Here is a 25,850-nt window from a genome sequence, read left to right on the forward strand (position 1 = left end):
TGTCCCCGCGCCCGGTTGAGCGCGAGGGTTACAACACGCCAGTGGCCGGTACGGCGTCGCGCCAGGTGGAGCGCGCGGCGACGGCCTGCCGCCAGCCGCGGATCGCCTTCGGCGGCATACCGACCGCGAGCACCCCGGTCAGGTGGTCGCCCCTGCGGTAGGCGACCAGGAACCGGCGCTCGGCCAAGTCCCCCTCGAACACGGCGACTTCGTCGTGCCCGCGCAGATGGCCGAACGCCTGGACCTTCATGCCGTACTGGTCCGACCAGAAGTACGGCACCGGCGCGAACGGCTTGCGCGCCTGCGGGTGCAGGAGGTTCCGCGCGGCGGCCATGCCCTGCTCGGCGGCGTTCGTGCGGTGCTCGATACGCATCGACACCCCGAACAGCGGGTTGTGCCAGCGGGCGACGTCACCGGCCGCGTACACGCCCCCGGCCGTCGACCCATGGGACTTCATCGGCCCGGGGGACTCCCGGACCGCCTCGCAGTACTCGTCGCAGACCAGGCCGTCGCCCATCGTGAGGCCGCTGTCCGCCAGCCACTCGGTGTTCGGCAGCGAGCCGACGGCCACCAACACCTCGTCGCCCTCGACCAGTTCACCGCCGGCCAGCAGTACGCCGCCCTCGGTCACCTCGCGGACGGTGACCCCGGTGCGCAGGTCCACCCCGTGCTCCAGGTGGGCGGCCGACAGCACCCGCCCGACCTCGTCGCCGACGGCGTGGCCGAGCGGTACGGGCGCCGGTTCCAGAAGGGTGACCTCGGCGCCGAGACCCCGGGCCACGGCGGCGGCCTCGGCGCCCAGGAACCCGGCGCCGACGACCACGAGACGCCGCCCCTCCCTCAGCCGGTCCCGCAGCGCGAGCGCGTCGTCCAGGGTGCGCAGCACATGCGCGTGCCCGTCACCGGGCAGCCGTCGCGGACGCACTCCGGTGGCCACGATCAGCCCGTCGTACGCCACCCGCGTGCCGTCGGCCAGCAGCACCGCACGCCCGTCGAGGTCGAGGCCCGTCGCAGCGGTGCCGAGTCTCAAGTCCAGCTTCAGGGCGTCCAGTTCGCCGGTCGAGCGCAGCGTCAGCCGGTCGCGCTCCCACTCGGACGCCAGGATCTGCTTGGACAACGGCGGCCGGTCGTACGGCGTGTGCGGCTCGTCACCGACCAGGGTGAGCGTGCCGTCGTACCCCTCCCGGCGCAGCGTCTCGGCGGCCGAGAGTCCGGCCGCCGAGGCACCCACGACGAGAATCCGCCTCACTGGTCGACCAGCCGGATCGCCGCCGCCGGGCAGATCGCCACGGCTTCGCGCACCCCGTCGAGGAGTTCGTCGGCGGGCTGTTCCTCCAGCAGGATCGCCACCCCGTCGTCGTCACGCTGGTCGAAGACCTCCGGGGAGGCCATCACGCACTGACCCGCCGCCACACACTTCGGTTCGTCCAGTTCCACACGCATGGTCTTCTTCCTTGCTCCTTCGGTACGTTCGCCCACTGCGTTCACCGGTGGGATCCGGTCACCAGGTGACGGGCAGGGAGGCGACGCCGTACGTGGTGCCGTCGTGGTCGAACTCGAGGTCCTCGACCCTGGCCGCCAGGCGCAGCGTGGGGACGCGCCGGTAGAGGGTGCCGTAGACGACCTGGAGTTCCAGGCGGGCCAGGGACTGGCCCAGGCACTGGTGGGGGCCGTAGCCGAACGCGTGGTGCTGACGCGCGGGCCGGGTGACGTCCACCTGGTCGGCGCCGGGGAACGCCTCGGGGTCCCAGTTGGCGGCGTGCAGATCCACGATCAGGCCGTCGCCCGCGCGGATGACCTGGCCGCCGATCTCGATGTCCTCGGTGGCGACGCGGCGCAGACCGACCTGGACGATGCTCAGATAGCGCAGCAGCTCCTCCACCGCGCCGGCGACGACCTTCGGGTCCTCGGAGTCGCGCACCAGGGCTAGTTGTTCGGGGTTCTCCAGCAGGACCAGCGTGCCGAGGCTGATCATCGTGGCGGTGGTCTCGTGGCCGGCGATGAGCATCGCCACGCCCATGTGGACGGCCTCGCTCCGGCTCATCTCGCCGGCCGTGACCCGCCCCGCCATCTCGGACAGCACGTCGTCACCGGGGTCGGTGAGCTTCTTGCCGAGCAGGTCGTCGAGGTAGGCGGAGAGCGCGTTGCTCGCCGCCCGCGAGTCCTCGGGCGCGGCGGCCCGGTCGAGCGCGAGGCTGCTGTTCTCCTGGAAGAACTCGTGGTCCGCGTAGGGCACTCCGAGCAGTTCGCTGATCACCAGCGAGGGCACGGGCAGCGCGAGCGCCGTCAGGAGGTCGGCCGGGTTCGGCCCGGCCAGCATGTCGTCGATCAGAGCGTCGACGATCTTCTGGATCGGGGCCCGCATGGCCTCGATCCGCTTGACGATGAACGGCCCGTTGACCATCCGGCGCAGCCGGGTGTGCTCGGGGGCGTCCGTGTTGACGATGAGCTCCGGGGTGTACTCGGCGATCTGCTGCCGGTACGCGGTCACGAACGGGAAGCTGCCGGGGCTCTTGTCGTTGGCGCTGACGCGGGGGTCGGTCAGCAGGGCCCTCTGCAGGGCGTGCCCGGTGATCATCCAGGGCGTACTGCCGTCCCAGATCCGGACCTTGCTGATCGGGCTCTGCTCGCGCAGCTCCTCCACGGCCGGCGGCGGGGCGAACGGGCAGCCGGCCGCCCTCGGCATCGGGAACTCGGGCATCGCCTCGGCTGCGTCGGACGCGGCTCCGGCCAGTGTCTCGGCCATCTGACTCCTCGGTGGGGGCTCCGCCGGGGCGGAGAACGGGGAAGGGGTGGAGACCTCTGGGACCACATGCAAGCGGAGCGGACTGACGGCTTCCGGTCAGTTGCCTGACATGAAGCTGACGTGACCCGGATCACATATTCGACCGTAGGAGGTCGGCCACCTGGGAACACATTCGCGCCACCTCACGTCGCGACCGCGCCCCGCGGACACGACGAGGCGGCCGGTGCGAGAAGCGCACGGCCGCCGAGCTGGAGGGCCACAAGGGCGTGGAGGTGAGGGAGTTGGAGACGTGGGGAGCCGATGGTCCGCGGGACTTGGGGGTGCGGCGGGGTACGGGGTGCAGGGTTCGGGGAGACGAAGGCGCGGGCGGTGCCAGGTTCAGCGGCCGAGCCGATAGCCGAAGCCCCGGCGCGTGTGGATCAGCGGGGGCTGCTCCTGGTCCACCTTGTGACGCAGGCGGGAGACGAGTTTCTCGATCGCGTTGCCGGCCCGGGTCTCGCCCCAGACGTGCCGGCAGATCTGCTCCTTCGACAGCACCCGCTCCGCGTTGACGAGCAGATGGCGCAGCAGCCGGTACTCCGCCGGGGTGAGGTCGAGGGCCCGTCGGCCGCGCCGGGCCTGACAGGTGTCGTCGTCGAGGACGAGGTCGCCGTAGCGCGGCCCCTGCCGCACCGGGCTGCGGCCGCGCAGTAACACGTGGGCCCTGGTGAGCACTTCGGAGATCCGGAACGGCACGGTGACGTAGTCCGATTCGCCCAGGCCCAGTTCGGGAACGAGGAGGCTCAGCTTCTCGTACTCGGCGAGGAAGAGCACCGGGGGCCGGTCGGCCGGCCGGAAGCGGCGCCCCTCACCCAGCTCTTCGATGTCCGGGACCGACACGTCCATGACCACGAGGTCGAAACGGTGCTCGGCGAGCCGCGCCATGCCCTGGACCCCGGTACGGGCGCCGGTCACCCGGTAGTCCGCCAACTCCAGTGTGGTCGTGAGCAGTTCGGCGATCGCGGAGTCATGGACGACGACCAGGACGTGCTGCCCGTTCCCACGGGCGGGCGCGGACACCTCTGTGCCACTCCCGCGCACCCCGCCGACACCGACGCCGTCCATTCCGTGCACCCGGTCCACCCCGTCCGTCCCGTCCATCGCATGCACCTCGTTCACGAGTAGGAGGCGGGCGGCGACACCACCTCGTGCCGGGCTCACGCGTCGCGCACGAACGGTGGTCGCGCCGAACGGCACGGGGGAAACCCTCGCACCCCGGGACTCCGGCGACGAGAGCGCGAGCCGGCCATGCCGTCGACCGGGCCTGACCGGCCAGGTCAGGCCCGGCGCGGCGAGGCGTCCTCGCCCTCCAGCGTGACCTCGGTGTCCAGGAAGTCGTCGACCATCCGATGGAACAGCGTGGAGAGTTGCCGCAGTTCCTCCGGCTTCCAGTGGGACAGCGCGAGTTCCATGCCCCGGCAACTCGCGATGCGGATGCGGTCGATCGCCTCCTGGCCGACGGGGGTGAGCTGGATGCGCTGGGCACGGCGGTCGTCCGGGTCCGGGACCCGGGTCACGTAACCGCCCTTCTCCAGTTGCTGCACCTGCCGGGTGACGTGCGACGCCTCCACGGCCAGCCGTGCCGCCAGCTCGCCGGGGCGCATGGGCTCCGAATCGGCGATCTGCCGCAGCAGCGCCACCGCGGCCCGGTCCAGCGACACCCCGGCCAGGGCCATGAGGCGGTCGTGCTGCCTGACCCGACCGGTCAGATAGACGATGCGGTTGAGGGCTCGCTCGATCTCGGTCACCTCATCGGAGACGGGTGCGGACGCGGCTCCGGACAGGGGGTCGGGGGTGTGCGCGGGTGATGGCGTGGGCATGGAGCCCACCTTAGCAGATGCTTGCCTGACTCAAGTAAGTTCTGAATGGGATCGCTCCACCCGAGCAGGCCGCCGCTCTCGCGAACATTCCCGCACATCACCGACGCGGCCGAGGGGGGCATGCATCGTACACATTAGGTGCGTGGTGCATATTTGATGTCATGGCTCCTGCCCTGACATCCGGCCCAGGCTCAGGTTTCGGGGCGGGAGTCGAGATCTGGGGAAGGACCGGCGGCATGGACAAGCCCACGCACTTGATCGAGTTCGAGGCGATGCTGCTCGGGCGGCACCTCTATCTGAACTCGCCCAGGGCCCGGACCGGCGGCCGCCTCGAGCGCAGCGCCTACATCCTGCTGAGCCGCATCCGTATGGAGGGCCCGATGTCCATCGGGCAGCTCAGCGACGCCTTCGGTCTTGACGCCTCGACGCTCAACCGGCAGACCGCCGCGATGCTGCGCGGCGGGCTCGTCGAGCGCATTCCGGATCCCGAGGGGGGCATGGCCCGCAAGTTCCGCATCACGGACGAGGGCGAGCACCGACTCGACACGCATCGCGCGGAGGCCATCCAGGGGCTGGAGAAGGTGATGGCCGACTGGGACCCCGAGGAGGTCGCCACCTTCGCCGGGTACCTCAAGCGGTTCAACACGGACATCGAGAACCTCGACGAGCGGCCCTGGCCCCGCCCCTGACCGCGGGAACCTCCGAGACCGCGAGGCCCCGCTCCCCGTACGCCTCGATGCTGACCGTGGCGTGCCCCCTCGTGCCCTCGGTGGACGTGCCGGGCCCGGGCGTACTGCGTTCTCAGTACGGGAGAGTGTCGGCAGGCGCACGACGACGTGGCGGCCACTGCCCGGGAGCCTTGGGACGTACCCGAGACCAGATGTGGAGACCTCCGTCCCGTGGCTGCTTTTCTCTATCGACTGGGCCGTCTGACCTTCCGACGGCGTTGGCTAGTGACGTTCCTGTGGGTCGCGGTGCTGGCCGCGGTCGGCTTCGCCGCCGCCAAGGCGCCCGAGGCACCCGACGCGGGGTCGTCCATGCCCGGCATCGAGTCCCAGAAGGCGTTCGACCTGATGGACCAGCGCTTCCCCGGGGCCACGGCCGACGGGGCGAACGCGCGGGTCGTCTTCATCGCGGACGGCGGGCAGAAGATCACGGCCGCCGACAACCGGAGGACCATCGACGCGTTCGTCGAGCGGGCCGGCGACGGTTCGCAGGTCGCCGGTGCCGTGAACCCCTTCCGGGCCGAGGCGGTGAGCAAGGACGCGACGACCGCGTACGCCACCGTCACCTACGAGGTGAAGGCCGACGACCTCACCGACGCCAGCAAGAACCACCTGGAGAAAGCCGTCGAACAGGCCCGTGACGCGGGGCTGACCGTCGAGGTGGGCGGCTCCGCGCTGGCCACCCAGCCGTCGGCCGGCGGTACGGCGGAGATCATCGGTGTCTCGATCGCGGCCGTCGTACTGATGATGACCTTCGGGTCGCTGGCCGCCGCCGGCCTTCCGCTCCTCACCGCCGTCCTGGGCGTCGGTGTCAGCATGGCGTCGATCATGGCGCTGTCCGACGCGTTCGGACTGTCCTCGTCGACGGGGACGCTGGCCACGATGCTCGGCCTCGCGGTGGGCATCGACTACGCGATGTTCGTCGTCTCCCGCTACCGCGAGGAGCGGGCCAACGGACACCGTCCCGAGGAGGCGGCGGGCCTGGCCGCCGGCACCGCCGGATCCGCCGTCGTCTTCGCCGGGCTCACCGTCGTCATCGCGCTGGCCGGGCTCTCGGTGGTCGGTGTCCCGATGCTGACCAAGATGGGTCTCGCCGCCGCCGGCGCGGTCGTCGTCGGTGTGCTCATCGCACTGACCCTGGTCCCGGCCGTCCTCGGCTTCTGGCCCAACGCCGTTCTCTCGCGCAGGGCCCGCAGGAACGGACGTATCAAGGAGGGCGGCGAGAACAACGGCGGCAGCCGCTGGGCCCGCTTCGTCCTGCGCCGCCCCGTGCCCGTCCTGCTGGCCTCCGTCGCCGGGCTCGGCGCACTCGCGATACCCGTGACGGACCTGCAGCTGGGCACGTCCGGGGACGAGGCCAAGCCGACGTCCACCACCGAACGCCGTGCCTACGACGCGCTCGCCGACGGCTTCGGCCCCGGCTTCAACGGGCCGCTGACCATCGTCGTGGACGCCAAGGGCGCCCGGGACGCGAGGACCGCCGTGGCCAAGATCTCCAAGGAGATCGGCGCCACGGAGGGAGTCGTGTCCGTCTCGCCGGCCCGGTTCAACCCGGCCGGGGACACCGCGGTCTTCTCCGCGGTCCCGGCCGACTCGCCCACCAGCGAGCGGACGAAGGGCCTCGTCCACACCATCCGTGACGAGCGGCCCGCGACCGAGGCCTCGACCGGCGCGGAGTTCGAGGTCACGGGGACCACGGCACTGAACATCGACGTCGCCCAGAAGATGCAGGACGCACTGATCCCCTACCTGATCGTCGTGGTGGGCCTGGCGGTCCTGCTCCTGCTGCTCGTGTTCCGGTCCGTCCTGGTGCCGGTCAAAGCAGCGCTCGGGTTCCTGCTGTCGGTGCTCGCGGCCCTCGGTACCGTCGTCGCCGTCTTCCAGTGGGGCTGGGGCGCGGACCTGCTCGGCCTGGAGACGACCGGCCCGATCATGAGCATGATGCCGATCTTCCTGGTCGGTATCGTCTTCGGACTCGCCATGGACTACCAGGTCTTCCTCGTGACCCGCATGCGGGAGGCGTACGTGCACGGCGACCGGCCCGGCCAGGCCGTGGTCACCGGCTTCCGGTACAGCGCCCGGGTCGTGGTCGCCGCCGCGCTGATCATGATGGCGGTGTTCTCCGGCTTCATCGGGGCCGGCGAATCCATGATCAAGATGATCGGCTTCGGGCTGGCCGTGGCCGTCCTGTTCGACGCGTTCGTCGTCCGTATGGCGTTCGTCCCGGCGGTCCTGGCCCTGCTGGGCAAGGCCGCCTGGTGGATGCCCCGTTGGCTGGACCGGCTGCTGCCCGACATCGACGTGGAGGGCGAGGCCCTTCACCGGAAGGCCGCCGTGCCCCTCACCGTGGTCGGCACGCACGACCGGGAGTCGGCCCACGTCTGACCCGCATCCCGTACGCGCCCGAGGGCCGCCCGTGCTCGTCACGGACGGTCCTCGTCGGCCGTACGCACGGGCCGTCACCCACCATGGCCCCAGCTCACTTCCCACCGGAGAGTCCGATGATCACCAGCTGGCAGCGGTACGCCAAGGACCACCCCCGCGTCGTCGACGTGGTGGTGATCGTGCAGCTCTTCGCCGCCGTCGCCCTGGGAAGCGCGTTCACCACGGCAGGGAACTCCCGGACGAACGGATCGCTCGGTCTCGGCGTGCTGCTGGGCGGCATCGCCTGCGTCGCCCTGCTGTGGCACCGGAGCCACCCCCGTACCGTCGTCGCGGTGACCGCGATCTGCGGCAACACCGCCGGGGCGGCCGGCTATCTGCTCACCCCGCTGCTGCTGGCACCGGTCATGGCCGCGCTGTACTGGCTGGCCGTCCACACCGACCGCAGGACCGCACGCGTCCACTGCATCGCCGTCACCGCCCTGCTGGTGACCACGGCGACGCTCTTCGACCCGTACGGCCATCCGCTGGCCCTCAAGACGATCGGCCCCGCCGCCTGGGTGGTTCTTCCGATCGTCTGGGGTACGGCCTCCCGGCTGCGGAGCGCCTATCTGGAGGCCGTGCAGTCCCGCGCCGAGCACGCCGAGCGCACCCGTGAGGAGGAGGCGCGCCACCGGGTCGCCGAGGAACGCATGCGTATCGCCCGCGAACTGCACGACGTGGTCGCCCACCACATGGCGCTGGCCAACGCCCTGGCCGGCACCGCCGCACACCTCGCGGCCAGCCGCCCCGAACAGACGGAGCGGATCCTCGCCGACCTGGTCGGCACCACCTCCACCGCACTGCGCGAACTGAAGGCCACCGTCGGCCTGTTGCGCCGGCCCGACGACTCCGAGGCACCCCTGGAACCCGCCCCCGGACTCGGGCGGCTGACCGAGCTGGCCACCGCGTTCGCCTCCGCCGGATTGACGGTCGACATCGTCACCGAGGGCGAACGGCGGCCACTCTCACCGGGCGTGGATCTGACAGCGTTCCGGATCGTGCAGGAAGCGCTCACCAACGTCACCAAACACGCGGCCGCGCGGGCGGCGCAGGTGACACTGACGTACACGCACGACCGGCTGACCATCACGGTCACCGACGACGGATCCGGGGACACGCCCGTGGCGCCCTCCCCCAGCGGCGGCTTCGGCCTCATCGGCATGCGGGAACGTGCCCGGTCCGTCGGCGGCCGCGTCCGCACGGGCCCCCGCCCCGAGGGTGGCTTCAGCGTCACCGGCGAACTGCCGATCCATCTCTGACCCCGACCCCGACCCCGATCCCGATCCCGGAAGCGAACCGAATCAGATGACCATCCGCGTCCTGCTCGCCGACGACCAAGCCCTGCTGAGAGCGACCTTCCGGATCCTGATCGACTCCTGCGACGACATGGAGGTGGTCGGCGAGGCCACGGACGGCAAGGAGGCGGTCGAACTCACCCACACACACCGCCCCGACGTCGTGCTCATGGACATCCGGATGCCCGGCTCGGACGGTCTGGGCGCCACCACCGCGATCTGCGCCGACCCGGATCTCTCGGGCACTCGGGTCCTCATCCTCACGACCTTCGAGACCGACGAGTACGTGGCCCGGGCCCTGCGCGCCGGCGCGAGCGGCTTCCTCGGCAAGGACGTCACCGCCGATGTGCTCCTCGACGGCATCCGGACGGTGTCCGTCGGCGAGTCCCTGCTCTCCCCGCTCGCCACGCGCTCCCTCATCACCCGTTTCCTCGCCGCCCCCGCACCCGCCGACCGGCTGGCGACACCCGAGCGCCTCGCCACTCTCACCTCCCGCGAACGGCAGGTCATGGCGCTGGCAGCCGAGGGCAGGTCCAACGACGAGATCGCCGAGAGCCTCGTCGTCAGCCCCCTGACCGTACGTACGCACGTGCATCGCGCGATGACGAAGCTGGGCGCCCGCGACCGGGCCCAACTGGTCGTCATCGCCTACCAGTCCGGACTCGTGCAGGCCCCGCCGCCCGCGTCCTGACCCGGCCCGTGGGACGTGCGCGTCCCACGGGCCGGGTGAGATCAGCTCCCTGATGCGGAAGCGCGGCGGTTCGTCAGCCACCACGCTCCGCCACCGAGGACCAGCACCGCCACGACCACCCCGCCGACGACGAGGCTCATGGGCGTTCCGTCGTCGTCCTTCGTCGCGTCGGCCGCGGCCGCGGTGGCCCCGGACTCGGAAGGCGTCGCGGTGACCGACGGGGTCGGGCTGGGCGTCGGGCTCGCGGTCGGGCTGGGAGCGAGCGGCTTCGCGCCCGGTGCCGCCGCCTTCAACTTCAGGAGCGGGGCGGGCTGTTCGGGCTCCTCACCGCCCTTGGGCAGCTCGATCCAGCGCGAGACCTTCCCGTCGCTGTAGGTGTCGATGGTCTTGAACGCCACTTCCTCGACGTCCGGGAGCTGGCGGATCCTGACCTTGTACTCGGCGTCGACGCCGGTCTTGAGAGGGGTGCCGCCCACGACGTAACCGTCGTCGGTGGCCTTCAACTGCCAGCCCTTGGGGGCCTCTTCGAGCGTGACGTCGGCCGGTGCGATCCCCTCGGGCAGCACGACGCGCACCTCGCGGAAGCCCGCGGTGGCGGACTCCGCCTCACAGACGACGGTGAGGGTGACGTTCTCGGCGAGGGCCTGCGCCTTGTCGGCCTCGACCTCCGTGTGCGCCGAGGCGGGACCGGCGAGCGCGAGGACGGCCGTGAGTGCGGCGGCGCCGGTCAGTGCGACACGACGCCCGTTGATGGACAGGGACACGGTGGAACTCCTTGCTGGTGGAACCGGGCGGGCCGAGGCCGGGCCCGGGTGAGGGGGACGACGGGGACGGGTGTCCGTCCCGGGGGTCCCCTGCGCACCAGCGCGTGTTCCAGGGTCTGGGTCCGTGCTCCCGCGGGGAGTTCGAAGGAGCCGGTGAGCGGTACGGGCAGCGGCCGCTGGGTGGTGGCGACGGCCGTGCCCGGCAGGAACCGGGCCATGACCGCCGCCGCGGCGGCGCGCAGCGTACGGCCGGTGGCCAGAGCCGCCGTCACAGCGGTGTCGGCCCGGTGGAGCAGCCAGGCGACGACGAGGGCGGCGACGACGTGCGCGGTCGTCATGGCCGTTTCGGAGGCGTGCTGCCAGGGGGGTCCGCCTGCGCCCGTCGTCATCGCGTCGTGCCCGGCGTGGGCCATGTGTCCCGTACCTGCACGGTGGCCGCCGGCCGTCGTGAGCGCGAGATGCATCGCGGCCTGTGCCGCCAGGGTGCATCCGCCGACCGCGAGCAGTCCGGGGCGGCGACGGGCGAAGGGCCGTACGACGATGAACTGAGCGACGGCGAAGGCGGTCACGAGCCGCCACGGCACCTGCCCGCCCTCGACCGCGTGATGGCCGACGGCGGCGAGCACACTGCCGACGAGGGCGAACGTCATGGCCCGGACCCGGGCGCCCGCGCGACTCGGCCGGGAGCCCTGGCTCCGGCCGTCGCACTGCGTCACATGGTCACCTGGCACGGTCGCCCATCACCCTCCACCGCGTTCACCTTGTCGCATACGTCTACGTCAGAGGTGGTGGGGCCGTTCCCCCGGGGTGGCACAAGGGGGAACGCGCGGCGTTCGAGGAAGGGCGGGAGTGTTCAGTCCGCCGCGCCCAGGGACCAGCTCGGGACGCTGCCCGCGAGGCGGCACGTGAGGAAGTACAGGGGTATCGGCGGGGTGTAGGGCGAGCCTCCCGCGGGGCTGTGGATCAGCCGGGGCCGGTCGGCCCAGGGGCCCCGGCGGGCGCGTGTCCAGGACGGGTCGGCCAGGTGCGCGCCGACGGTGTACGTCGTGGAGGGTGGCCAGGTGACGCCGATGTGGGAGCCGGAGGGGACGATCCACCACCAGCGCTCCTCGCCCTCGAAGTCGTCGGCGAAGACACAGCCCACGCGGGGCAGGGAGTTCATGATGCGTTCGCCGTGCTCGCGGGAGGTGGTCACGGCGTCGCAGCCCAGCCCGGCGCGCAGCTGGGCGGGGATGACCAGGCGACCGGACCGCCCGGACGGGAAGGTCGCGGAGGGGCGCAGCCGCGAGCCGTACATGCGCGGTCGCGGTTCAGGGGCGTGCTGCAGTTCCATGAGGCAGGTGTCCTTCGGCCGAGTGGGGGTTGGGCCGGGTGAGGTGCGTGGTGGGCGCGCGCCCGGTGGAGGCGGGTTCTCGTGACTCCGACGACGTCGGCTGCGGCGGCACCGACCGCAACGTCACCGGCGGGGAGGACGGCGACGGCACCGGCGGGGAGGGCAGGACGGCCCAGACCACGCGTCCGGCACCGTTCGCGCTGTCCTTGACGCCCCAGTCGGTGCTGACCATGCCGACGAGCATCAGTCCGCGGCCGCCCTGGTCGTCGGGGCCCGCGCTGCGCTGTGCGGGGAGCGTCAGGCCGCGGTTCTGGTCCTCGACCTCGATGTGGAGCCGCCCGCCCGCGGTGCGCAGTCTGCAGACGATCCACTCGCTCGCCGTGTGCGTGAGCGCGTTGGTGACCAGCTCGGAGGTCACGAGGACGGCGTTGTCGCAGGTTTCGGGGCTCGTGCCCCATTCGCTCAGCAGTTCGCGCACGTTCCTGCGGGCCACTCCCACCGAGGCGGGGGTCGGGGAGAGTCCGAACACGCCCGCTCTGTGGGGGTGTTCGCTCGCGGGCAGTCGGCCCAATGGCTTGGGGAGGGAGGGCGGAGCCATCGCCGTTCGCCTTTCTTCTGCCTTCGCACCGGGGGTCGGGCCAGTGCCGGTACCGCTTGATCCGGTTCCGCCGCGAGGCGCGTACAACCCGTTGCGCACAGTGACGAATCGCGGCCCGGTCTCCCCCAACTTGGCCGCATCGTCTCGCCGTTCACCGGACCGGGACGGTACGCCCCACTGTGACACCTGCCAACAACAGCCCGCAACCGACAAGTTGAAAATTGCAATTCGCCAGGTGCATGCTTCCTCCGTCGAACGGATGATCGTGACAGACTGCGACCTCGAACCCGCTGTGAGGGGGTAAGGCGTGACCGCGGAAACCGACTGGGGCGGCGCGCCCTCCGTCCTGCGCATGATCCTCGGCAGGCAGCTGGAGGAGCTGCGCACCCGCGCCGGACTGACGTTCGAGGAGGCGGGTGCGGCGATCGGGGTCAGTCACTCCACGATCCGCCGGATGGAAGCCGCCAAGGTGGCCCGGCTCAGGCTCCCGGACGCCGAGAAACTGCTCCAGGTGTACGGCGTGACGGACCAGCAGGAGATCGACACCTTCCTGAAATCGGTCCGCGAGGCCAACAAGCGCGGCTGGTGGCACACCTACCGTGACGTGCTGCCGGACTGGTTCTCGGCCTATCTGAGCCTGGAGCAGGCGGCGCTGCAGATCCGCGCGTACGAGGCCCAGTTCGTGCACGGTCTGCTGCAGACCGAGGAGTACGCCCGCGCTCTGCTGGGCGCCGGGAATCCGCACGCCGCGACCGAGGCCACGGAGCGCAGGGTCGCGCTGCGCATGCGGCGCCAGGAACTGCTGTCCCGGCCCTCGCCACCCCGCGTGTGGATCGTGATGGACGAGACCGTACTGCGCTGGCCGGTCGGCGGACCCGAGGTGATGCGCGCCCAGATCGACCATCTGATCGCGGTCAACTCGCTACCCCAAGTGACATTGCAGATCATGCCGTTCAAGAACGGCCCGCATCCGGCGATGCGGGCGGGGGCTTTCCATCTCTTCCGGTTCCGGGCACGCGAGCTGCCGGACATCGTCTACCTCAACGGTCTGGTGGGCGCTGTCTATCTGGACAAGGACGACGACGTCGTGGTCTATCGCGAGGCTCTGGACCGGCTGGGCGCGCAGGCGACGCCCGCCAGAAAGACCGAGGCTCTCCTCGGTGCGATTCGCAAGGAGCTCTGACGTGCACCACCACATACGCAACGGGCACATACACAACGGCATGCCCTCCCGGGAACTCGGCACACGCGGCTGGTACAAGCCGTGGAGCGACGACGCGGGCGGCGCCTGCGTCGAGGCGAAGAAGCTCGGCGACGGCCGGGTCGCACTGCGCCAGTCGACCGATCCCGACGGTCCCGCGCTGGTTTTCACGCCTCGCGAGATGACGAGTTTCCTGGCCGGCGTGAAGGCGGGTGCCGCCGACTTCCTGCTTTGAGGCACCCCCTTGTTCCCGCGCACAGACTTCCCTGGTTTCCTGAACACTTCTGCTTTGATCAACACCCTTGATTTTCCTGAGCGTTGACTTCGAACCCGACGACCTGACAGGAGGGGCGGCTTTGCCCGAAAACGGATGGCCGGCCGACCGGATCGACACCGAGAACGCCCACTCGGCACGCATCTACGACTACATCCTCGGCGGTAAGGACTACTACCCGTCCGACAAGGAGGCGGGCGACGCCATGTCGCGGGAGTGGCCCGCCCTGCCGATCCACATGAAGGCCAACCGCGACTGGATGAACCGCGCGGTGGCCTGGCTGGCGAAGGAGGCGGGGATACGCCAGTTCCTGGACATCGGGACCGGCATCCCCACCTCGCCGAACCTCCACGAGATCGCCCAGTCGGTCGCCCCCGAGTCACGGGTCGTCTACGTCGACAACGACCCCATCGTCCTCACCCTCTCCCAGGGGCTGCTGGCCAGCACGCCCGAGGGGAAGACGGCGTACATCGAGGCCGACTTCCAGCACCCGGAGGCCGTGCTCGACTCCCCCGAGTTCCGCGAGACGCTCGACCTGGACAAGCCGGTCGCGCTGACCGTGATCGCGATCGTCCACTTCGTCCTGGACGAGGACGACGCGGTCGGCATCGTGCGCCGCCTCCTGGAGCCCCTCCCCTCCGGCAGCTATCTCGCGATGTCCATCGGCACCGCCGAGTTCGCGCCCGAGGACGTGGGGCGGGTCGCCCGCGAGTACGCGGCGCGGAACATGCCCATGCGGTTGCGCACGATCGACGAGGCCGACGAGTTCTTCGAGGGCCTCGAACTCGTCGAGCCCGGCATCGTCCAGGTGCACAAGTGGCATCCGGATGCCACGAGTGGTGAGGGGATCAGGGACGAGGACATCGCGATGTACGGAGCGGTGGCCCGTAAGCCGTAGCGCTCCGCTGGGTGCCAGTTTTCAGTCCGCGGCCCGGTGGGGGCTTGTCGCGCAGTTCCCCGCGCCCCTATCGGGGCGCGGGTTGCTCGTTCGACGGGGGGATGACTCTCGCCGTCAGGTCGGGGGTGGGCATCTCCCTGTCGAACGGGTACATCGGGCGGTGGATGCGGTGGTGGCCCAGGCGGAGGAGGTTCTGGTCGACGCCGCCCGGGGTGAGGGCCATCTTCCAGTCGGCTGCCATGGTGAAGAGTTCGGGTTCCAGGTAGCCGATCTTGACGAGGACGATGTCGGCCGTGCGGGGCGACAACTCCAGGTCGGTGAAGTCGTGTTCGTGGTGGTAGGGCTTGCGCAGCGCGGTGAGGATCACGTGCACGCTGCCGACGCGCAGCACCACCTCCATCTGGGCGTGCGGGTCGCCGTGGCGGATCGCGTGGACCACTCCGGTCATGGTGAGCGGGCCGGCGTGCCGGTCGTCGACCTCCGCGCCCGCCGTGACGGTGACGGTCGCTCCGACGCCCGCCCGTACCGCCGTCTCCACGGCGGCCGGGCCGGGGAGCGAGGCGTAGATGACCGTCGGTCCCGACGGTTCCTTGAACTCGGGCCGGGACAGCACCCGTTCGAGCCCCCAGGTGACGTCGCCCGCGCCGCCCGCCGTCGGGTTGTCGCCGGTGTCGCTGATGAAGTAGGGCCGGTTCGCCTCGGGGGCCGCCAGTGCCTCGTCCAGGCAGTCGTCCAGCGTGCCCGTCGGGGCGACGAAGGCGAAGTCGTGGCGTGCCTCCCAGAAGCCGCGCGCCAGCCGTTCCGCGCCCGCCGTGACCGCCTCTCGCGACGGGCCCGTGACGACGACCGCCGCCCGGTTGCGCGGCTCGTCCGCCCAGGCGTAGCCGACCCAGATCGCGGCGTCCGTGACGCCCTGGGTAGCCTCCACCTCGTCGACGGCCGCGTACACGCTCTTCGCGGGTTCGATGCGGGTGGAGGTCTGTTCGCCCGCCAGGAGCACCGGTACCGGGATCCAGGCCTTGACCGGGCGGGGCACGCCGGTCGTGAGGAGATCCACCAGGTTGCGGGCCGCCCGTTCCTTCGTCTCCATGGCGTCCTCGTGCGGGGCCATGCGGTAGCAGGTGATCAGGTCGCTCAGGTGGGCGAGTTCGAGTGAGACGTTGCCGTGCAGGTCCATGGAGGTGGACACGATGACGTCCGGGCCGACCGTCTCCCGTACCCGGGCGAGCAGGACCGCCTCGGCGTCGTCGACGCCCTCCACCGTCATCGCGCCGTGGATGTCGAACCAGAGGCCGTCGAGGTCCTCCAACTCCCCCAGTCTCGCGATGAGTTCGTCCGCCAGTTCGGCGTACGCGGCCGCCGTCACCGTACCGCCGGGCAGCGCCTTGCCGACCAGCGCGCCGCGCCACTCGGCGGCATCCCTCAACGGCGTTCCGGGCGCCAGGAACGGATAGCGCGTCAGGACGTCCGCGCCGCGCTGCGGGTGGAAGGCGGGGGCCTCGGTCCTGGCCGGCGAGAACGTCGACGACTCGATGCCGAGCCCGGCGATCGCGATCAGGGGACGGGCGACGGGGGTACGCGGTTGTGGCATGGCTCCTCGCACGGTGGATGAGTGTCGGTGAGTCGCGCGGTGGTGGGTGTCGGTGACTCGCTCGGTGGTGGGTGACGGTGGTCAGTGATGGGTGGGGGCGACGGTGCCGGTGACGGCCTGGAGGGCGTTCGCCAGGGCCCGTTGGAGTGCGAACTGGCCCGCGCCCACGAGTCCCGCGTCCGCGCCGAGGCTGGCCCGCTCGATCACCAGGTGCTTGGTCACCAGCGGGTGGCATCCCTCGTACAGCTGACTGCGGACGGCGGCGACGAACGGTTCGAGCGTCGAGAGGAGGCCGCCGAGGTACACGGCGTCGGGGTTGAAGAAGTTGACGTTCGCGGACAGGACCATGCCGAGGTAGCGGCCGGCCTGGCGGACGGCCCGGGTGGCCTCCGGATCGGCGTCGGACGCGAGCCGCACGACGTCCTCGATGGACGCGACGTCCAGGCCCCGCTCGCGCAGGATCCGGACGAGCGCGGCGCCCGAGGCGACGGTCTCCAGACACCCGGTGTTGCCGCAGGAGCAGGGGATGTCGTGGCCCGCCTCGACCCGTACGTGGGTGATCTCGCCGGCGGCGCCGGTCCCACCCCGGTACAGCTTCCCGTCGGCGATGACCCCCGCGCCGATCGCCGAGCCCATCTTCACCATGATCGACTGGCGGCGCTCGGCGGGCTGGACGCTGTGCTCGCCCACGGCCATGCAGTTGGCGTCGTTCTCGATCGCGGCCGGTACGCCGAACCGCTCCTCCAGCCAGTCCCGGACGGGGAAGCGGTTCCAGCCGGGCATGCGCGAGGGGAGCGTGACGACACCCGGCACGACGTCGACCGGACCCGGGAGGCAGAGGCCGACGCCGCGCAACAGTTCCCGGCCGCGTCGCCCGGCGAGGGTCTCCAGGGTCTCGGCGAGTGCCGGAAGCGCGGTCTCGGGCCCCTCGGCCGTCGCGAACGGCACGGTGGAGACCTCGGTGAACCCGCCGCCGGGCAGGACGACCCCGACGCGCGCGTGCCGTCCGCCCAGGTCGGCCGCGACGGCGAACCCCTCGCTCCCGCCGAGGCGCAGCACCTTGCGCGGACGCCCGCCGGTCGAGGAACGCGTGCCCTGCTCGGCGACCAGCCCGTGCGCCAGGAGCTGGCCGACCGTGAGCGAGATCGTCGAGGGTGCGGCACCGAGCAGAGCGACGAGTTCCGTGCGGGTCGACGCCTGCCCCGAGGCGAGGAGTTCGAGGACGCTCTCGGCCAGCGAGGAGACGCCCGTGACGCCCCTCCGGTGTCCCGCACTTTTTTCAGACATGGACGAAGTAACTCCCAGGATTGGGAAAGCCGGGAAAATCCGGAGGTCGAGGCGACGAGCGTATGCCCGTATGTCCCTCGCGCGACTTTTTCCAGAACAGCAGTAACAGACTTTTTACAGCGGGCCGCCTGTTTCTTCGAACCTTCCGGTCGTTGACTGGCTCCGCCGAGCGCCGCCGTTCATCTCCGGCCTCGCGCACCCTGAGCCCTTGTTCACCTGAGGAGAGCCATGTCCCCTGCTCGCACGACGCTCGTCGCCTGTGCCGTCGTCTCGGCGGGCACACTGCTGCTCGCGGGCTGCTCCGGGACGAACGACACGTCGTCCGCGTCCCCCGACTCCATCGACTACGCGCTGCCCGCGAACTTCACGCCGAACTGGATCCTGCCGATCGGTACGGCCGCGCACCTCAACACCAACAACAGGTCCATCGCCGACAGTCTGTGGGAGCGGCTCGTCGCGTACGACGGCTCCACCGGCAAGATCGCCTGGAACAAGAAGGCGTCCATCGCCACGGCCGCCGACTTCGCGTCCGACGGCAAGAGCGTCAAGATCACGCTGGGCGACCGCAGTTGGAGCGACGGCAAGCCGATCACCTCGCGGGACGTCGAGTTCTGGTTCAACCTCATCAAGGCGAACAAGGCGGAGTGGGCGGGCTACAACCCGGGCAAGGCGCCGGACAACTGGACGTCGTTCAAGACCGTCGACGACCGTCACTTCACGATCACCTTCGACAAGGCCTACAACTCCCAGTGGATGCTGGCCAACGAGTTCAGCGAGATCACTCCGCTGCCGCAGCACGTGTGGGACAAGACGGACGCCTCCGCGCAGGTGTCCGACGCCGACCGGACCGCCGCCGGCGCGAAGAAAGTCTGGACGTATCTGAACTCGGCCGCGAAGAACATCTCCCGCTACGACAAGGACGCGCTGTGGAAGACCCTCAGCGGCCCGTACTCGGTCAAGTCGTTCGCCACGTCCGGCAAGGTCGTGCTCGCCGCCAACAAGAAGTACGACGGCGGTGAGAAGGCGAACATCGCGACGGTGAACCTGCTCCCCTTCACGACGGCGGACGCCGAGAAGAACGCTCTGCGCTCCGGCAGCGTCGACTACGGCTACATCGAGGCGACCGACCTCGACCAGAAGGACCGGTTCACGGCGCAGGGCTACACGGTCAAGCCGTGGTCCGGCTGGGCGATCACCTACATGCCGTACAACTTCAACAACCCCGCCATGGGTGCGGTGTTCAAGCAGTTGTACGCGCGTCAGGCGGTCCAGCGGTCGATCGACCAGACGAGCCTGGCGAAGGTCATCTTCAACGGCACGGCCGTGCCCGGCTACGGCCCGGTCCCGCAGGCGCAGGCGTCCGACTTCGTCTCGCAGGAGCAGAAGGACAACCCGTACCCGTTCTCGACCTCGGCCGCCAAGTCCCTGCTGACCGGCCATGGTTGGCAGGAGAAGGGCGGGGTCATGGTCTGTACGGACCCGGGGACCGGGGACGCGCAGTGCGGTGAAGGCGTCGCAGAGGGAACGAAGTTCGAGATGCAGGTGCTGTCGCAGTCCGGCTCGGCCGTGACCGACAACATGATGAGCTCGATCCAGTCCTCGCTGGAGAAGACCGGCATCAAGTTCTCGATCAAGACCGCACCCGTCAACTCGGTGCTCTCGCAGACCCCGCAGTGCACCTCGGGCCAGCCGATCTGCAAGTGGCAGCTGTCCTTCTTCGGCACCGCGGGCAGCTGGTACTTCAACGCCTTCCCGACCGGCGACTCGCTGTTCCAGACCAAGGGCGGCTCGAACTTCGGCAACTACTCGAACCCCGACGTCGACAAGCTGATCACCGCGTCCACGACGTCCAGTTCGTCGCAGGCGGTCCAGGACTACAGCGCGGCCCTCGCGAAGGACCTGCCGGTCATCTGGCTCCCGGCGCCGGACTACCAGATCTCCGTCGTCAAGAACGGCCTCGGCGGCTTCTCGCAGGACTCGCTCGCCAACTTCCACCCGGCACAGTGGAAGTGGACCAGGTGAGGAACGGCTGAGAGCCAACTCATGGACACCTTCCTCTACTTGACCCGGCGGGTCCTCCAGGCCCTCGTGGTGATCCTCATCGTCACGGTCGTGGTCTTCTGCCTGCTGCACGCGCTGCCCGGGGGTCCCGCACGCGGGATCCTCGGCCCGCAGGCGACGGCCCAGCAGATCGCGGCCTTCAACCACGAGCAGGGCCTGGACCGTTCGCTCCCCGTCCAGTACCTCTACTACCTGCGCACGCTGCTCCAGGGCGACCTCGGCACCTCGTACACGCTCAACGAGGGGGTCTTCCAGCTCATCGAGCAGCGACTGCCCAAGACGCTCGTCCTGACCGTGCTGTCCGCGCTCGTCGGGCTGCTGCTGGCGATCCCGCTGGGCATGTGGCAGGCGGTGCGGCGCAACAAGCCGGTGGACTACGTCATCACCACGGTGAGCTTCGTGGCGTACGCGACTCCCGTGTACTTCCTGGGACTTGTGCTCGTGCTCGTGTTCACCCAGTGGCTGGACTGGTTCCCCTCGCAGGCACCCCAGGGCGAGACGCTCGCCGACGTGTTCGCGCAACCGGGCGCCCTGGTACTGCCGGTGGTCGCGGGGGCCGCGTCGATGGTCGCCGTGTTCAGCCGGTACATGCGGGCGGCGACGCTGGAGAACCTCCAGGAGGACTACGTACGGACCGCGCGGGCCGGCGGTTCGCGGCCGCGCGCGATCCTCTGGCGGCACGTCTTCCGCAACTCCCTCACGCCCGTCGTCGCGATGCTCGGCTACTACGTGCCCGTGCTCTTCGGCGGTGCGCTCGTCGTCGAGCAGCTCTTCAACTACCCGGGAATGGGGCTGCTGTTCTGGAGCGCCGCGCAGTCCTCGGACTATCCGGTGCTGCTCGGCTGTGTGCTCGTCATCTCCGTCGCGACCGTCGTCGGCACGCTGCTCGCCGACGTCGTCCAGCGGATCATCGACCCTCGTGTGAAGGCGGGCCGGACATGAGTGCCGTACTCCAGACCGAGGCGGCCACGCGGGAGTTGGCCACCGGATACCGCCTCTCCGTGCGGCGGTTCGCGCGCAACAGGCTCGCGGTGGCCGGGCTGTCGGTGGTCGTCCTCTTCCTGCTGTTCTGCTTCGTGGGCCCGTTGGTGTACTCGACCGACCAGACCCACACCGACCTCACCCAGGTGAACCTCGCGCCGAGCGGCGCGCACTGGCTCGGCACCGACGCGGTCGGGCACGACGAGCTGGGGCGGCTGATGTTCGGCGGGAAGGTGTCGCTGCTCGTCGGGCTCGCGGCCGGGCTCCTCGCGACGGTCATCGGGACACTGTGGGGCGCGGTCGCCGGGTACGCGGGCGGCTGGGTCGACGCGGTCATGATGCGGGTCGTGGACGCCGGTATCGCCATCCCGGCGCTCTTCATCCTGCTCGTCGTCTCGGCGATCACGACCCCGGACTCGCTCGGGCTGATCCTCATCCTGGGGTTCGTGTCCTGGCTCGTCCCGTCCCGTCTCGTACGGGCGGAGACGCTCACCCTGAAGAGCCGCGACTACGTGCTGACGCTCCGCGCGATCGGCGGGACGCACGGCCGGGCGATCTTCCGGCACATCCTGCCCAACTCGGTCTCCACGATCGTGGTCGCGGCGACGTTCCAGGTCGCCGACGCCATCCTGCTCGTCGCGTACGTCTCGTACCTCGGACTCGGTGTCCAGCCGCCGTCGACCGACTGGGGCGGAATGCTGTCGGCCGGGCTGACGGCCGCGTACTCCGGGCGCTGGTGGCTGATCGTGCCGCCGGGCCTCGCCATCATCCTCGTCGTGTGCGCGTTCAACGCGGTCGGGGACGGGCTGCGGGACGCGTTCGACGTGAAGGGGCGGGCATGAGCGGCACGACGGGGACGAGTGGCATGAGCGGCATCCTGGAGGTCGAGGACCTCGGGGTGACCTTCTCCACGGAGACGGGTGACGTGCCCGCCGTACGCGGGGTGTCGCTGTACGTACGGCCCGGGGAGACGCTGGCGCTGGTCGGCGAGTCCGGGTCAGGGAAGTCGACGGTCGCGCTCGCCGCGATGGGGCTGCTGCCGGGGAACGCGCGGGCGTCGGGCCGGGCCTCGGTCGACGGCACGGAGGTCGTGGGCGCCGCCGAGACCGACCTCGTGGGTTTGCGGGGGCGCACGGTGTCGATGGTGTTCCAGGAGCCCGCGACCGCCCTCGATCCGCTGACCCGGATCGGGGCACAGATCGCGGAGGTCGTACGCAACCACCGGCCGGTCTCCGCGCGCGAAGCCGCCGCCGAGGCGGTCGGACTGCTGCGCCGGGTCGGTATCCCGGATCCGGAGAAGCGGGCGTCCGCGTACCCCTTCCAGCTCTCCGGCGGACAGCGGCAGCGCGTGGTCATCGCCATGGCGATCGCGAACTCCCCGAGCCTGCTGATCGCCGACGAGCCGACCACCGCGCTCGACGTCACCGTCCAGGCCGAGATCCTCGATCTGCTCCGGGCACTCGCGGCGGACTCCGGCACCGGTGTCCTGCTCGTCACCCACAACATGGGCGTCGTCGCGGACTTCGCGGACCGGGTCGCGGTGATGCTGGACGGGGAGATCGTGGAGACCGGCCCGGTGGAGGAGGTCCTGCTGCGGCCGACGCACGAGTACACGAAGCGGCTGTTGGCGGCTGTACCGCGGTTGGCTGTGGCGGGAGTGGGCGGGGTGGGCGTGCCTGGGCCGGCGGGCGGCGGGGTGGGCGGCGTCAAGGCGGTCAGCGGCAGCGTGGTGCCCCCGCCCGCCGTCGTCGCGTCCCATCGCCGCGGCCCGGAACCCACAACCGAGCCCGGCACCCCCGCCGACGCCCCGGTCGTCGAACTGCACGACGTCTCCGTCCGGTTCGGGCGCGGGCCGCGGGCCGTCCAGGCCCTCCACGACGTCTCGCTGACCGTACGCCCCGGGGAAACCCTCGGGCTCGTCGGCGAGTCGGGCTCCGGCAAGTCGACGGCTGCCCGCGTCGCGCTCGGGCTCGTGGCGCCCTCCTCCGGTTCGGTGTCGTTGTTCGGTACCGATCTCCGGCGGGCCAGGGGACGCGCGCGCCGGGCCCTGCTCTCCGGTGTCGGCGTGGTGCTGCAGGACCCGGTGGCCTCTCTGGACGCCCGGATGAGCGTGGCCGAGTGCGTCGCGGAACCGTTGCGGGTGCACCGCCGCGGGATGCCGGCGGCCGAGCGCCGGGCGCGGGTCGCGGAGGTCCTCGAACGCGTGCGGCTGCCCAGGGAGTTGGCGGGCCGCGGGCCGCGCGAGCTGTCCGGCGGACAGCGGCAGCGGGTGAGTCTCGCCCGGGCGCTGATCCTCGACCCCCGGCTGCTGGTGGCCGACGAGCCGACGAGCGCGCTCGACGTCAGCGTGCAGCAGACCGTCCTGGACGTGATCGCCGAGCTCCAGGACGAGCTCGGCTTCGCCTGTCTCTTCGTCTCCCACGACCTCGCGGTCGTCCAGCAGTTCGCGCGGCGCGTCGTCGTCATGCGGGCGGGCCGGGTCGAGGAGGAGGGCGCCACCGCGACCACTCTCACCCACCCGGAGACGGACTACACCCGTCGGCTCATCGCCGCCGTGCCCGTACCCGACCCGGTGCTCCAACGTGTGCGCCGTACCGAACGACAGGCCGCGCTCGCCGCCGCCGGAACGGAGGGCGGGGCGTGACCGCACCCCAGCCGCGTCCACCCCAGCCGGGTCCGCCCGCCACCACCACCGTCACCGAGGTGTTCGCCGGTGTCGACATCGGCGGCACGACCACGCACGTCGTGCTCTGCACGCCCGAACTCGCCGTCGTGGACAGCCAGGAGGTGCCCACGCCCGCGGCGGAGGGCGGCACGGCGATGGTCGGCGCCGCGCTCGACGCGCTGGGCCTGCTCCTGGCGCGCGTACCGGCCCGTCTGCGCGCGGTCGGGGTGGGCGCGGCGGGTCTGGTCGACGCCCGCGCCGGACGCGTCCTCGTGGCCAGCGACTCCTTCCACGCCTGGGCCGGCTTCGAGGTGACGGCGACCATGGGGGCCGCGCTCGGCGTACCGGTCTTCCTGGACAACGACGTCAACGCGTTTCTGCGCGGCGAGGTGGCCAAGGGCGCCGTCGCGGGCGAGCGGCACGTCCTCGGCATGACGCTCGGCACCGGGGTCGGCGGCGCGCTGTGGCTGGACGGGGCGCTGTACGAGGGGCCGCATGGCGCGGCGGGCGAGACGGGCCACATCCCGGGCTTCGGGGACCTCCCGTGCACCTGTGGCGGCCGCGGCCATCTGGAGACCCTGGCCTCCGGCCGGTCCATCGCCGCGCGGTACGGCGAACGGACCGGGCTCGACCGCAGCGCCCGCGCCGTCGCCGAGGCGGCGGGCCGCGGCGACCCGGACGCGCTCGCCGTGTACGAGGCCGCCGGCGCCGCGGTCGCCCGCGCGATCCTGATCACCGCGGGCATGCTGGACGTCACGACCTTCGTGATCGGCGGCGGGGTCAGCGGCGCCTGGACTCTCCTGGAGCCGTCGATCCGGGCCGCGCTCACGGCGGAGCCCCCCGTCAGCGGCCACCCGGTCCGGGTCGTACGGGCCGGGCTCGGCAGCGCGGCCGTCGCGGTCGGGGCGGCCTCCCGCGCCCGTACGGAATCCCGGGAACCCCTCGTTCCGCTCCGGCCCCGCTCCGAGGGCGCCAACACGACGACTTCCAGGAGTGGTTGACCGCTTCTCACTCCACCTCAAGATCAAAAAAGACAACTCCGGCCATCTGGGCGCTCACTTGACTACCAGGCGTCACACACGATTGGCTCCGGCCAGCAAAAGTCCGACAGTCGGCACACCTGATCCGCCGACGGTCACACCGACTTCACGCTCCCCATCCGCTTGCCCGGCCGCACAGCGAGGTGCCATACCCCCCATGAACACGACTCCCTCACGTCCCGTCCCCACCGGATCCACGCGCGCCACCGCTCTGGCCGCCGCCGTCGCGGCCGTCTGTCTGCTCGCGTCCGGCTGCTCCGGTTCCGGCGGATCGGACGCGGGCTCGGACGCCGACGCGGCGGGCAAGGCGAGCGCCGGCGGGATCAAGGTCGCCCTGATCACCCACGGCGCCCCCAACGACGCCTTCTGGGAGCTGGTGCAGAAGGGCGCGCAGGCGGCCGCCGCCAAGGACGGCATCGCGCTGACCTACGAGAGCAACCCCGATGCCAAGGGCCAGGCCGACCTGGTGCGGGACGCGATCGCCGACCGGGTCGACGGCATAGCGCTGACCCTGGCCAAGCCGGAGGCCATGAGGAGCGCGGTCGCCGCGGCCAGGGCGGCGGGCATCCCGGTGGTCGGTCTCAACTCCGGTATCGACGCCTGGAAGTCCGGTGGCCTGCTGCAGTACTTCGGCCAGGACGAGAGCGTCGCGGGCCAGGCGGTCGGCGACAAGCTGGACGCCCTGCGCGCCAAGCACGCCCTGTGCGTCATCCACGAGCGGGGCAACGTCGCCGTGGAGGCCCGCTGCGCCGGGGTGAAGAAGACGTTCGCCGGCCGGACCGAGATGCACTACGTGGACGGCACCGACATGGACGCGGTGACCGACTCCGTCGCGGCAGCCCTGCGGCAGGACCGGACCATCGACGAAGTCGTCATGAACGGCGCGGAGTTCGCGCTCGCGGCGGTGAAGTCGGTGAAGGAGGCGGGCAGCAAGGCCGAGGTCGCCACCTTCGACCTGAACAAGGACCTGGTGAAGGCGGTGCAGAGCGGGGACGTTCAGTTCGCCGTGGACCAACAGCCCTATCTGCAGGGCTATCTCGCCGTGGACGCGTTCTGGCTGTACAAGACCAACGGCAACGTCAGCGGCGGCGGAGAGGAGCCCGTGCTCACCGGACCGGCCTTCGTCACCAAGCAGAACGTCGCCGCGGTCTCGAAGTTCGCGGCCAACGGAACGCGGTGACACGCCCCGTGGCGGACCGGCCGAAGGGCAGTGCCGAACCCGACGAACCGCGGTGCCGGACCGGCTGATCCGGCGCCGTCAGGTAACGGCGTCGCCAAGGTTTGGGGTACTCACCGTGCGTACGGTCACTTGTACGGATAGCATCCTGCGCACCCCCTGTGCTGTTCCGGACACGCGGTCACCCGCCGCCCTCGTCCCGCCGCCCACCCCTGCTGACCACCCGACTTCCCCCAAGAC

Annotated in this window: 24 protein-coding genes; 13 read left to right on the forward strand and 11 right to left on the reverse strand. The window is 71.0% G+C overall.

The genetic code is table 11. The features are described from left to right. Positions 1 to 28: 28 nt before the first annotated feature. From OG718_RS16020 to OG718_RS16040, 5 genes are all read right to left on the reverse strand, one after another. Complete coding sequence (locus OG718_RS16020) at positions 29 to 1,249, reverse strand: NAD(P)/FAD-dependent oxidoreductase (RefSeq protein ID WP_328844449.1); 1,221 nt, start codon at positions 1,247 to 1,249, stop codon at positions 29 to 31. Next, on the reverse strand, positions 1,246 to 1,443 hold the full coding sequence (locus tag OG718_RS16025; protein WP_055617289.1) for a ferredoxin: 198 nt from the start codon (positions 1,441 to 1,443) through the stop codon (positions 1,246 to 1,248). The genes OG718_RS16020 and OG718_RS16025 overlap by 4 nt, the downstream gene beginning before the upstream one ends. A 58-nt stretch (positions 1,444 to 1,501) precedes the next feature. Continuing rightward, entirely contained in the window at positions 1,502 to 2,746 is a 1,245-nt protein-coding gene (locus OG718_RS16030; RefSeq protein WP_328844450.1) for a cytochrome P450, read from the reverse strand. A 378-nt stretch (positions 2,747 to 3,124) separates the two neighbouring features. After that, positions 3,125 to 3,826, reverse strand: a complete 702-nt coding sequence (locus OG718_RS16035) for a response regulator transcription factor (protein ID WP_443055342.1) — start codon at positions 3,824 to 3,826, stop codon at positions 3,125 to 3,127. A gap of 236 nt (positions 3,827 to 4,062) precedes the next feature. After that, positions 4,063 to 4,605: a MarR family winged helix-turn-helix transcriptional regulator gene (locus OG718_RS16040; RefSeq protein WP_143638538.1), complete on the reverse strand. Its 543-nt coding sequence runs from the start codon at positions 4,603 to 4,605 to the stop codon at positions 4,063 to 4,065. Positions 4,606 to 4,841: 236 nt separating this feature from the next. Here OG718_RS16040 and OG718_RS16045 point away from each other — a divergent pair, with 236 nt between their 5' ends. The 4 genes from OG718_RS16045 (at position 4,842) to OG718_RS16060 (ending at position 9,740) form a co-directional block, all read left to right on the forward strand. Then, entirely contained in the window at positions 4,842 to 5,294 is a 453-nt protein-coding gene (locus OG718_RS16045) for a MarR family winged helix-turn-helix transcriptional regulator (protein WP_143638536.1), read from the forward strand. A 210-nt stretch (positions 5,295 to 5,504) separates the two neighbouring features. Then, positions 5,505 to 7,715 carry an MMPL family transporter gene (locus tag OG718_RS16050; RefSeq protein ID WP_328844451.1) on the forward strand — a complete coding sequence of 737 codons (2,211 nt, stop codon included), beginning with the start codon at positions 5,505 to 5,507 and terminating at the stop codon, positions 7,713 to 7,715. A gap of 116 nt (positions 7,716 to 7,831) precedes the next feature. Then, a complete protein-coding gene (locus OG718_RS16055; RefSeq protein ID WP_143638532.1) occupies positions 7,832 to 9,013 on the forward strand; it encodes a sensor histidine kinase in 1,182 nt (393 codons plus the stop codon). Between the two features lie 46 nt (positions 9,014 to 9,059). Beyond that, positions 9,060 to 9,740 (forward strand): response regulator transcription factor, encoded by a 681-nt coding sequence (locus OG718_RS16060; protein ID WP_143638530.1) that lies wholly within the window; start codon positions 9,060 to 9,062, stop codon positions 9,738 to 9,740. 41 nt (positions 9,741 to 9,781) lie between these two features. On the opposite strand, the gene OG718_RS16065 is transcribed toward OG718_RS16060, so the two are convergent. From OG718_RS16065 to OG718_RS16080, 4 genes are all read right to left on the reverse strand, one after another. Further along, positions 9,782 to 10,504: a DUF1775 domain-containing protein gene (locus OG718_RS16065; protein WP_143638528.1), complete on the reverse strand. Its 723-nt coding sequence runs from the start codon at positions 10,502 to 10,504 to the stop codon at positions 9,782 to 9,784. Beyond that, positions 10,468 to 11,154, reverse strand: coding sequence for a hypothetical protein (locus tag OG718_RS16070; protein ID WP_328844452.1), 687 nt, complete (start codon positions 11,152 to 11,154; stop codon positions 10,468 to 10,470). Before OG718_RS16070 ends, OG718_RS16065 begins: the two co-directional genes overlap by 37 nt. 203 nt (positions 11,155 to 11,357) lie before the next feature. Continuing rightward, on the reverse strand, positions 11,358 to 11,837 hold the full coding sequence (locus OG718_RS16075) for a hypothetical protein (protein ID WP_143638524.1): 480 nt from the start codon (positions 11,835 to 11,837) through the stop codon (positions 11,358 to 11,360). Continuing rightward, positions 11,815 to 12,366 carry an ATP-binding protein gene (locus OG718_RS16080; protein WP_143638522.1) on the reverse strand — a complete coding sequence of 184 codons (552 nt, stop codon included), beginning with the start codon at positions 12,364 to 12,366 and terminating at the stop codon, positions 11,815 to 11,817. Before OG718_RS16080 ends, OG718_RS16075 begins: the two co-directional genes overlap by 23 nt. A 376-nt stretch (positions 12,367 to 12,742) precedes the next feature. Between OG718_RS16080 and OG718_RS16085 the strand changes: the two genes are divergently transcribed. The 3 genes from OG718_RS16085 to OG718_RS16095 all read left to right on the forward strand — a co-directional run bounded on the left by OG718_RS16085 (position 12,743) and on the right by OG718_RS16095 (position 14,808). Beyond that, positions 12,743 to 13,618, forward strand: coding sequence for a helix-turn-helix domain-containing protein (locus OG718_RS16085; protein ID WP_143638520.1), 876 nt, complete (start codon positions 12,743 to 12,745; stop codon positions 13,616 to 13,618). Positions 13,619 to 13,658: 40 nt separating this feature from the next. Beyond that, complete coding sequence (locus OG718_RS16090; protein WP_186001225.1) at positions 13,659 to 13,871, forward strand: DUF397 domain-containing protein; 213 nt, start codon at positions 13,659 to 13,661, stop codon at positions 13,869 to 13,871. Positions 13,872 to 13,992: 121 nt separating this feature from the next. Continuing rightward, positions 13,993 to 14,808, forward strand: a complete 816-nt coding sequence (locus tag OG718_RS16095; protein WP_200395291.1) for an SAM-dependent methyltransferase — start codon at positions 13,993 to 13,995, stop codon at positions 14,806 to 14,808. Positions 14,809 to 14,875: 67 nt separating this feature from the next. On the opposite strand, the gene OG718_RS16100 is transcribed toward OG718_RS16095, so the two are convergent. Next, entirely contained in the window at positions 14,876 to 16,399 is a 1,524-nt protein-coding gene (locus OG718_RS16100; RefSeq protein WP_328844454.1) for a M81 family metallopeptidase, read from the reverse strand. 81 nt (positions 16,400 to 16,480) lie between these two features. After that, positions 16,481 to 17,686, reverse strand: a complete 1,206-nt coding sequence (locus OG718_RS16105) for an ROK family transcriptional regulator (RefSeq protein WP_143638513.1) — start codon at positions 17,684 to 17,686, stop codon at positions 16,481 to 16,483. 228 nt (positions 17,687 to 17,914) lie between these two features. On the opposite strand from OG718_RS16105, the gene OG718_RS16110 reads away from it, so the two are divergent. The 6 genes from OG718_RS16110 to OG718_RS16135 all read left to right on the forward strand — a co-directional run bounded on the left by OG718_RS16110 (position 17,915) and on the right by OG718_RS16135 (position 25,613). Next, the gene (locus OG718_RS16110) at positions 17,915 to 19,708 is read left to right on the forward strand and encodes a peptide ABC transporter substrate-binding protein (RefSeq protein WP_143638511.1); all 1,794 of its coding nucleotides are present in this window, start codon (positions 17,915 to 17,917) and stop codon (positions 19,706 to 19,708) included. Positions 19,709 to 19,729: 21 nt separating this feature from the next. Next, the gene (locus OG718_RS16115; RefSeq protein WP_306937067.1) at positions 19,730 to 20,689 is read left to right on the forward strand and encodes an ABC transporter permease; all 960 of its coding nucleotides are present in this window, start codon (positions 19,730 to 19,732) and stop codon (positions 20,687 to 20,689) included. Continuing rightward, positions 20,686 to 21,570: an ABC transporter permease gene (locus OG718_RS16120; protein ID WP_143638507.1), complete on the forward strand. Its 885-nt coding sequence runs from the start codon at positions 20,686 to 20,688 to the stop codon at positions 21,568 to 21,570. The genes OG718_RS16115 and OG718_RS16120 overlap by 4 nt, the downstream gene beginning before the upstream one ends. Then, complete coding sequence (locus OG718_RS16125) at positions 21,567 to 23,372, forward strand: ABC transporter ATP-binding protein (RefSeq protein WP_328844455.1); 1,806 nt, start codon at positions 21,567 to 21,569, stop codon at positions 23,370 to 23,372. Before OG718_RS16120 ends, OG718_RS16125 begins: the two co-directional genes overlap by 4 nt. Positions 23,373 to 23,431: 59 nt before the next feature. Next, positions 23,432 to 24,394 carry an ROK family protein gene (locus tag OG718_RS16130; RefSeq protein WP_143638698.1) on the forward strand — a complete coding sequence of 321 codons (963 nt, stop codon included), beginning with the start codon at positions 23,432 to 23,434 and terminating at the stop codon, positions 24,392 to 24,394. 196 nt (positions 24,395 to 24,590) lie between these two features. Next, complete coding sequence (locus tag OG718_RS16135; RefSeq protein WP_143638505.1) at positions 24,591 to 25,613, forward strand: substrate-binding domain-containing protein; 1,023 nt, start codon at positions 24,591 to 24,593, stop codon at positions 25,611 to 25,613. Positions 25,614 to 25,850 lie beyond the last annotated feature (237 nt).

Source organism: Streptomyces sp. NBC_00258 (assembly GCF_036182465.1).
Lineage (GTDB): Bacteria > Actinomycetota > Actinomycetes > Streptomycetales > Streptomycetaceae > Streptomyces.

What these genes read in the sequence shown, in the direction of transcription:
- OG718_RS16055 (WP_143638532.1), top strand. Translation starts at nt 7,832, where the DNA reads ATGATCACCAGCTGGCAGCGGTACGCCAAGGACCACCCCCGCGTCGTC.
- OG718_RS16090 (WP_186001225.1), top strand. Translation starts at nt 13,659, where the DNA reads ATGCCCTCCCGGGAACTCGGCACACGCGGCTGGTACAAGCCGTGGAGC.
- OG718_RS16110 (WP_143638511.1), top strand. Translation starts at nt 17,915, where the DNA reads ATGTCCCCTGCTCGCACGACGCTCGTCGCCTGTGCCGTCGTCTCGGCG.
- OG718_RS16025 (WP_055617289.1), bottom strand. Translation starts at nt 1,443, where the DNA reads ATGCGTGTGGAACTGGACGAACCGAAGTGTGTGGCGGCGGGTCAGTGC.
- OG718_RS16045 (WP_143638536.1), top strand. Translation starts at nt 4,842, where the DNA reads ATGGACAAGCCCACGCACTTGATCGAGTTCGAGGCGATGCTGCTCGGG.
- OG718_RS16115 (WP_306937067.1), top strand. Translation starts at nt 19,730, where the DNA reads ATGGACACCTTCCTCTACTTGACCCGGCGGGTCCTCCAGGCCCTCGTG.
- OG718_RS16070 (WP_328844452.1), bottom strand. Translation starts at nt 11,154, where the DNA reads ATGACGTTCGCCCTCGTCGGCAGTGTGCTCGCCGCCGTCGGCCATCAC.
- OG718_RS16040 (WP_143638538.1), bottom strand. Translation starts at nt 4,605, where the DNA reads ATGCCCACGCCATCACCCGCGCACACCCCCGACCCCCTGTCCGGAGCC.
- OG718_RS16030 (WP_328844450.1), bottom strand. Translation starts at nt 2,746, where the DNA reads ATGGCCGAGACACTGGCCGGAGCCGCGTCCGACGCAGCCGAGGCGATG.
- OG718_RS16060 (WP_143638530.1), top strand. Translation starts at nt 9,060, where the DNA reads ATGACCATCCGCGTCCTGCTCGCCGACGACCAAGCCCTGCTGAGAGCG.
- OG718_RS16125 (WP_328844455.1), top strand. Translation starts at nt 21,567, where the DNA reads ATGAGCGGCACGACGGGGACGAGTGGCATGAGCGGCATCCTGGAGGTC.
- OG718_RS16135 (WP_143638505.1), top strand. Translation starts at nt 24,591, where the DNA reads ATGAACACGACTCCCTCACGTCCCGTCCCCACCGGATCCACGCGCGCC.
- OG718_RS16105 (WP_143638513.1), bottom strand. Translation starts at nt 17,686, where the DNA reads ATGTCTGAAAAAAGTGCGGGACACCGGAGGGGCGTCACGGGCGTCTCC.
- OG718_RS16100 (WP_328844454.1), bottom strand. Translation starts at nt 16,399, where the DNA reads ATGCCACAACCGCGTACCCCCGTCGCCCGTCCCCTGATCGCGATCGCC.
- OG718_RS16120 (WP_143638507.1), top strand. Translation starts at nt 20,686, where the DNA reads ATGAGTGCCGTACTCCAGACCGAGGCGGCCACGCGGGAGTTGGCCACC.
- OG718_RS16075 (WP_143638524.1), bottom strand. Translation starts at nt 11,837, where the DNA reads ATGGAACTGCAGCACGCCCCTGAACCGCGACCGCGCATGTACGGCTCG.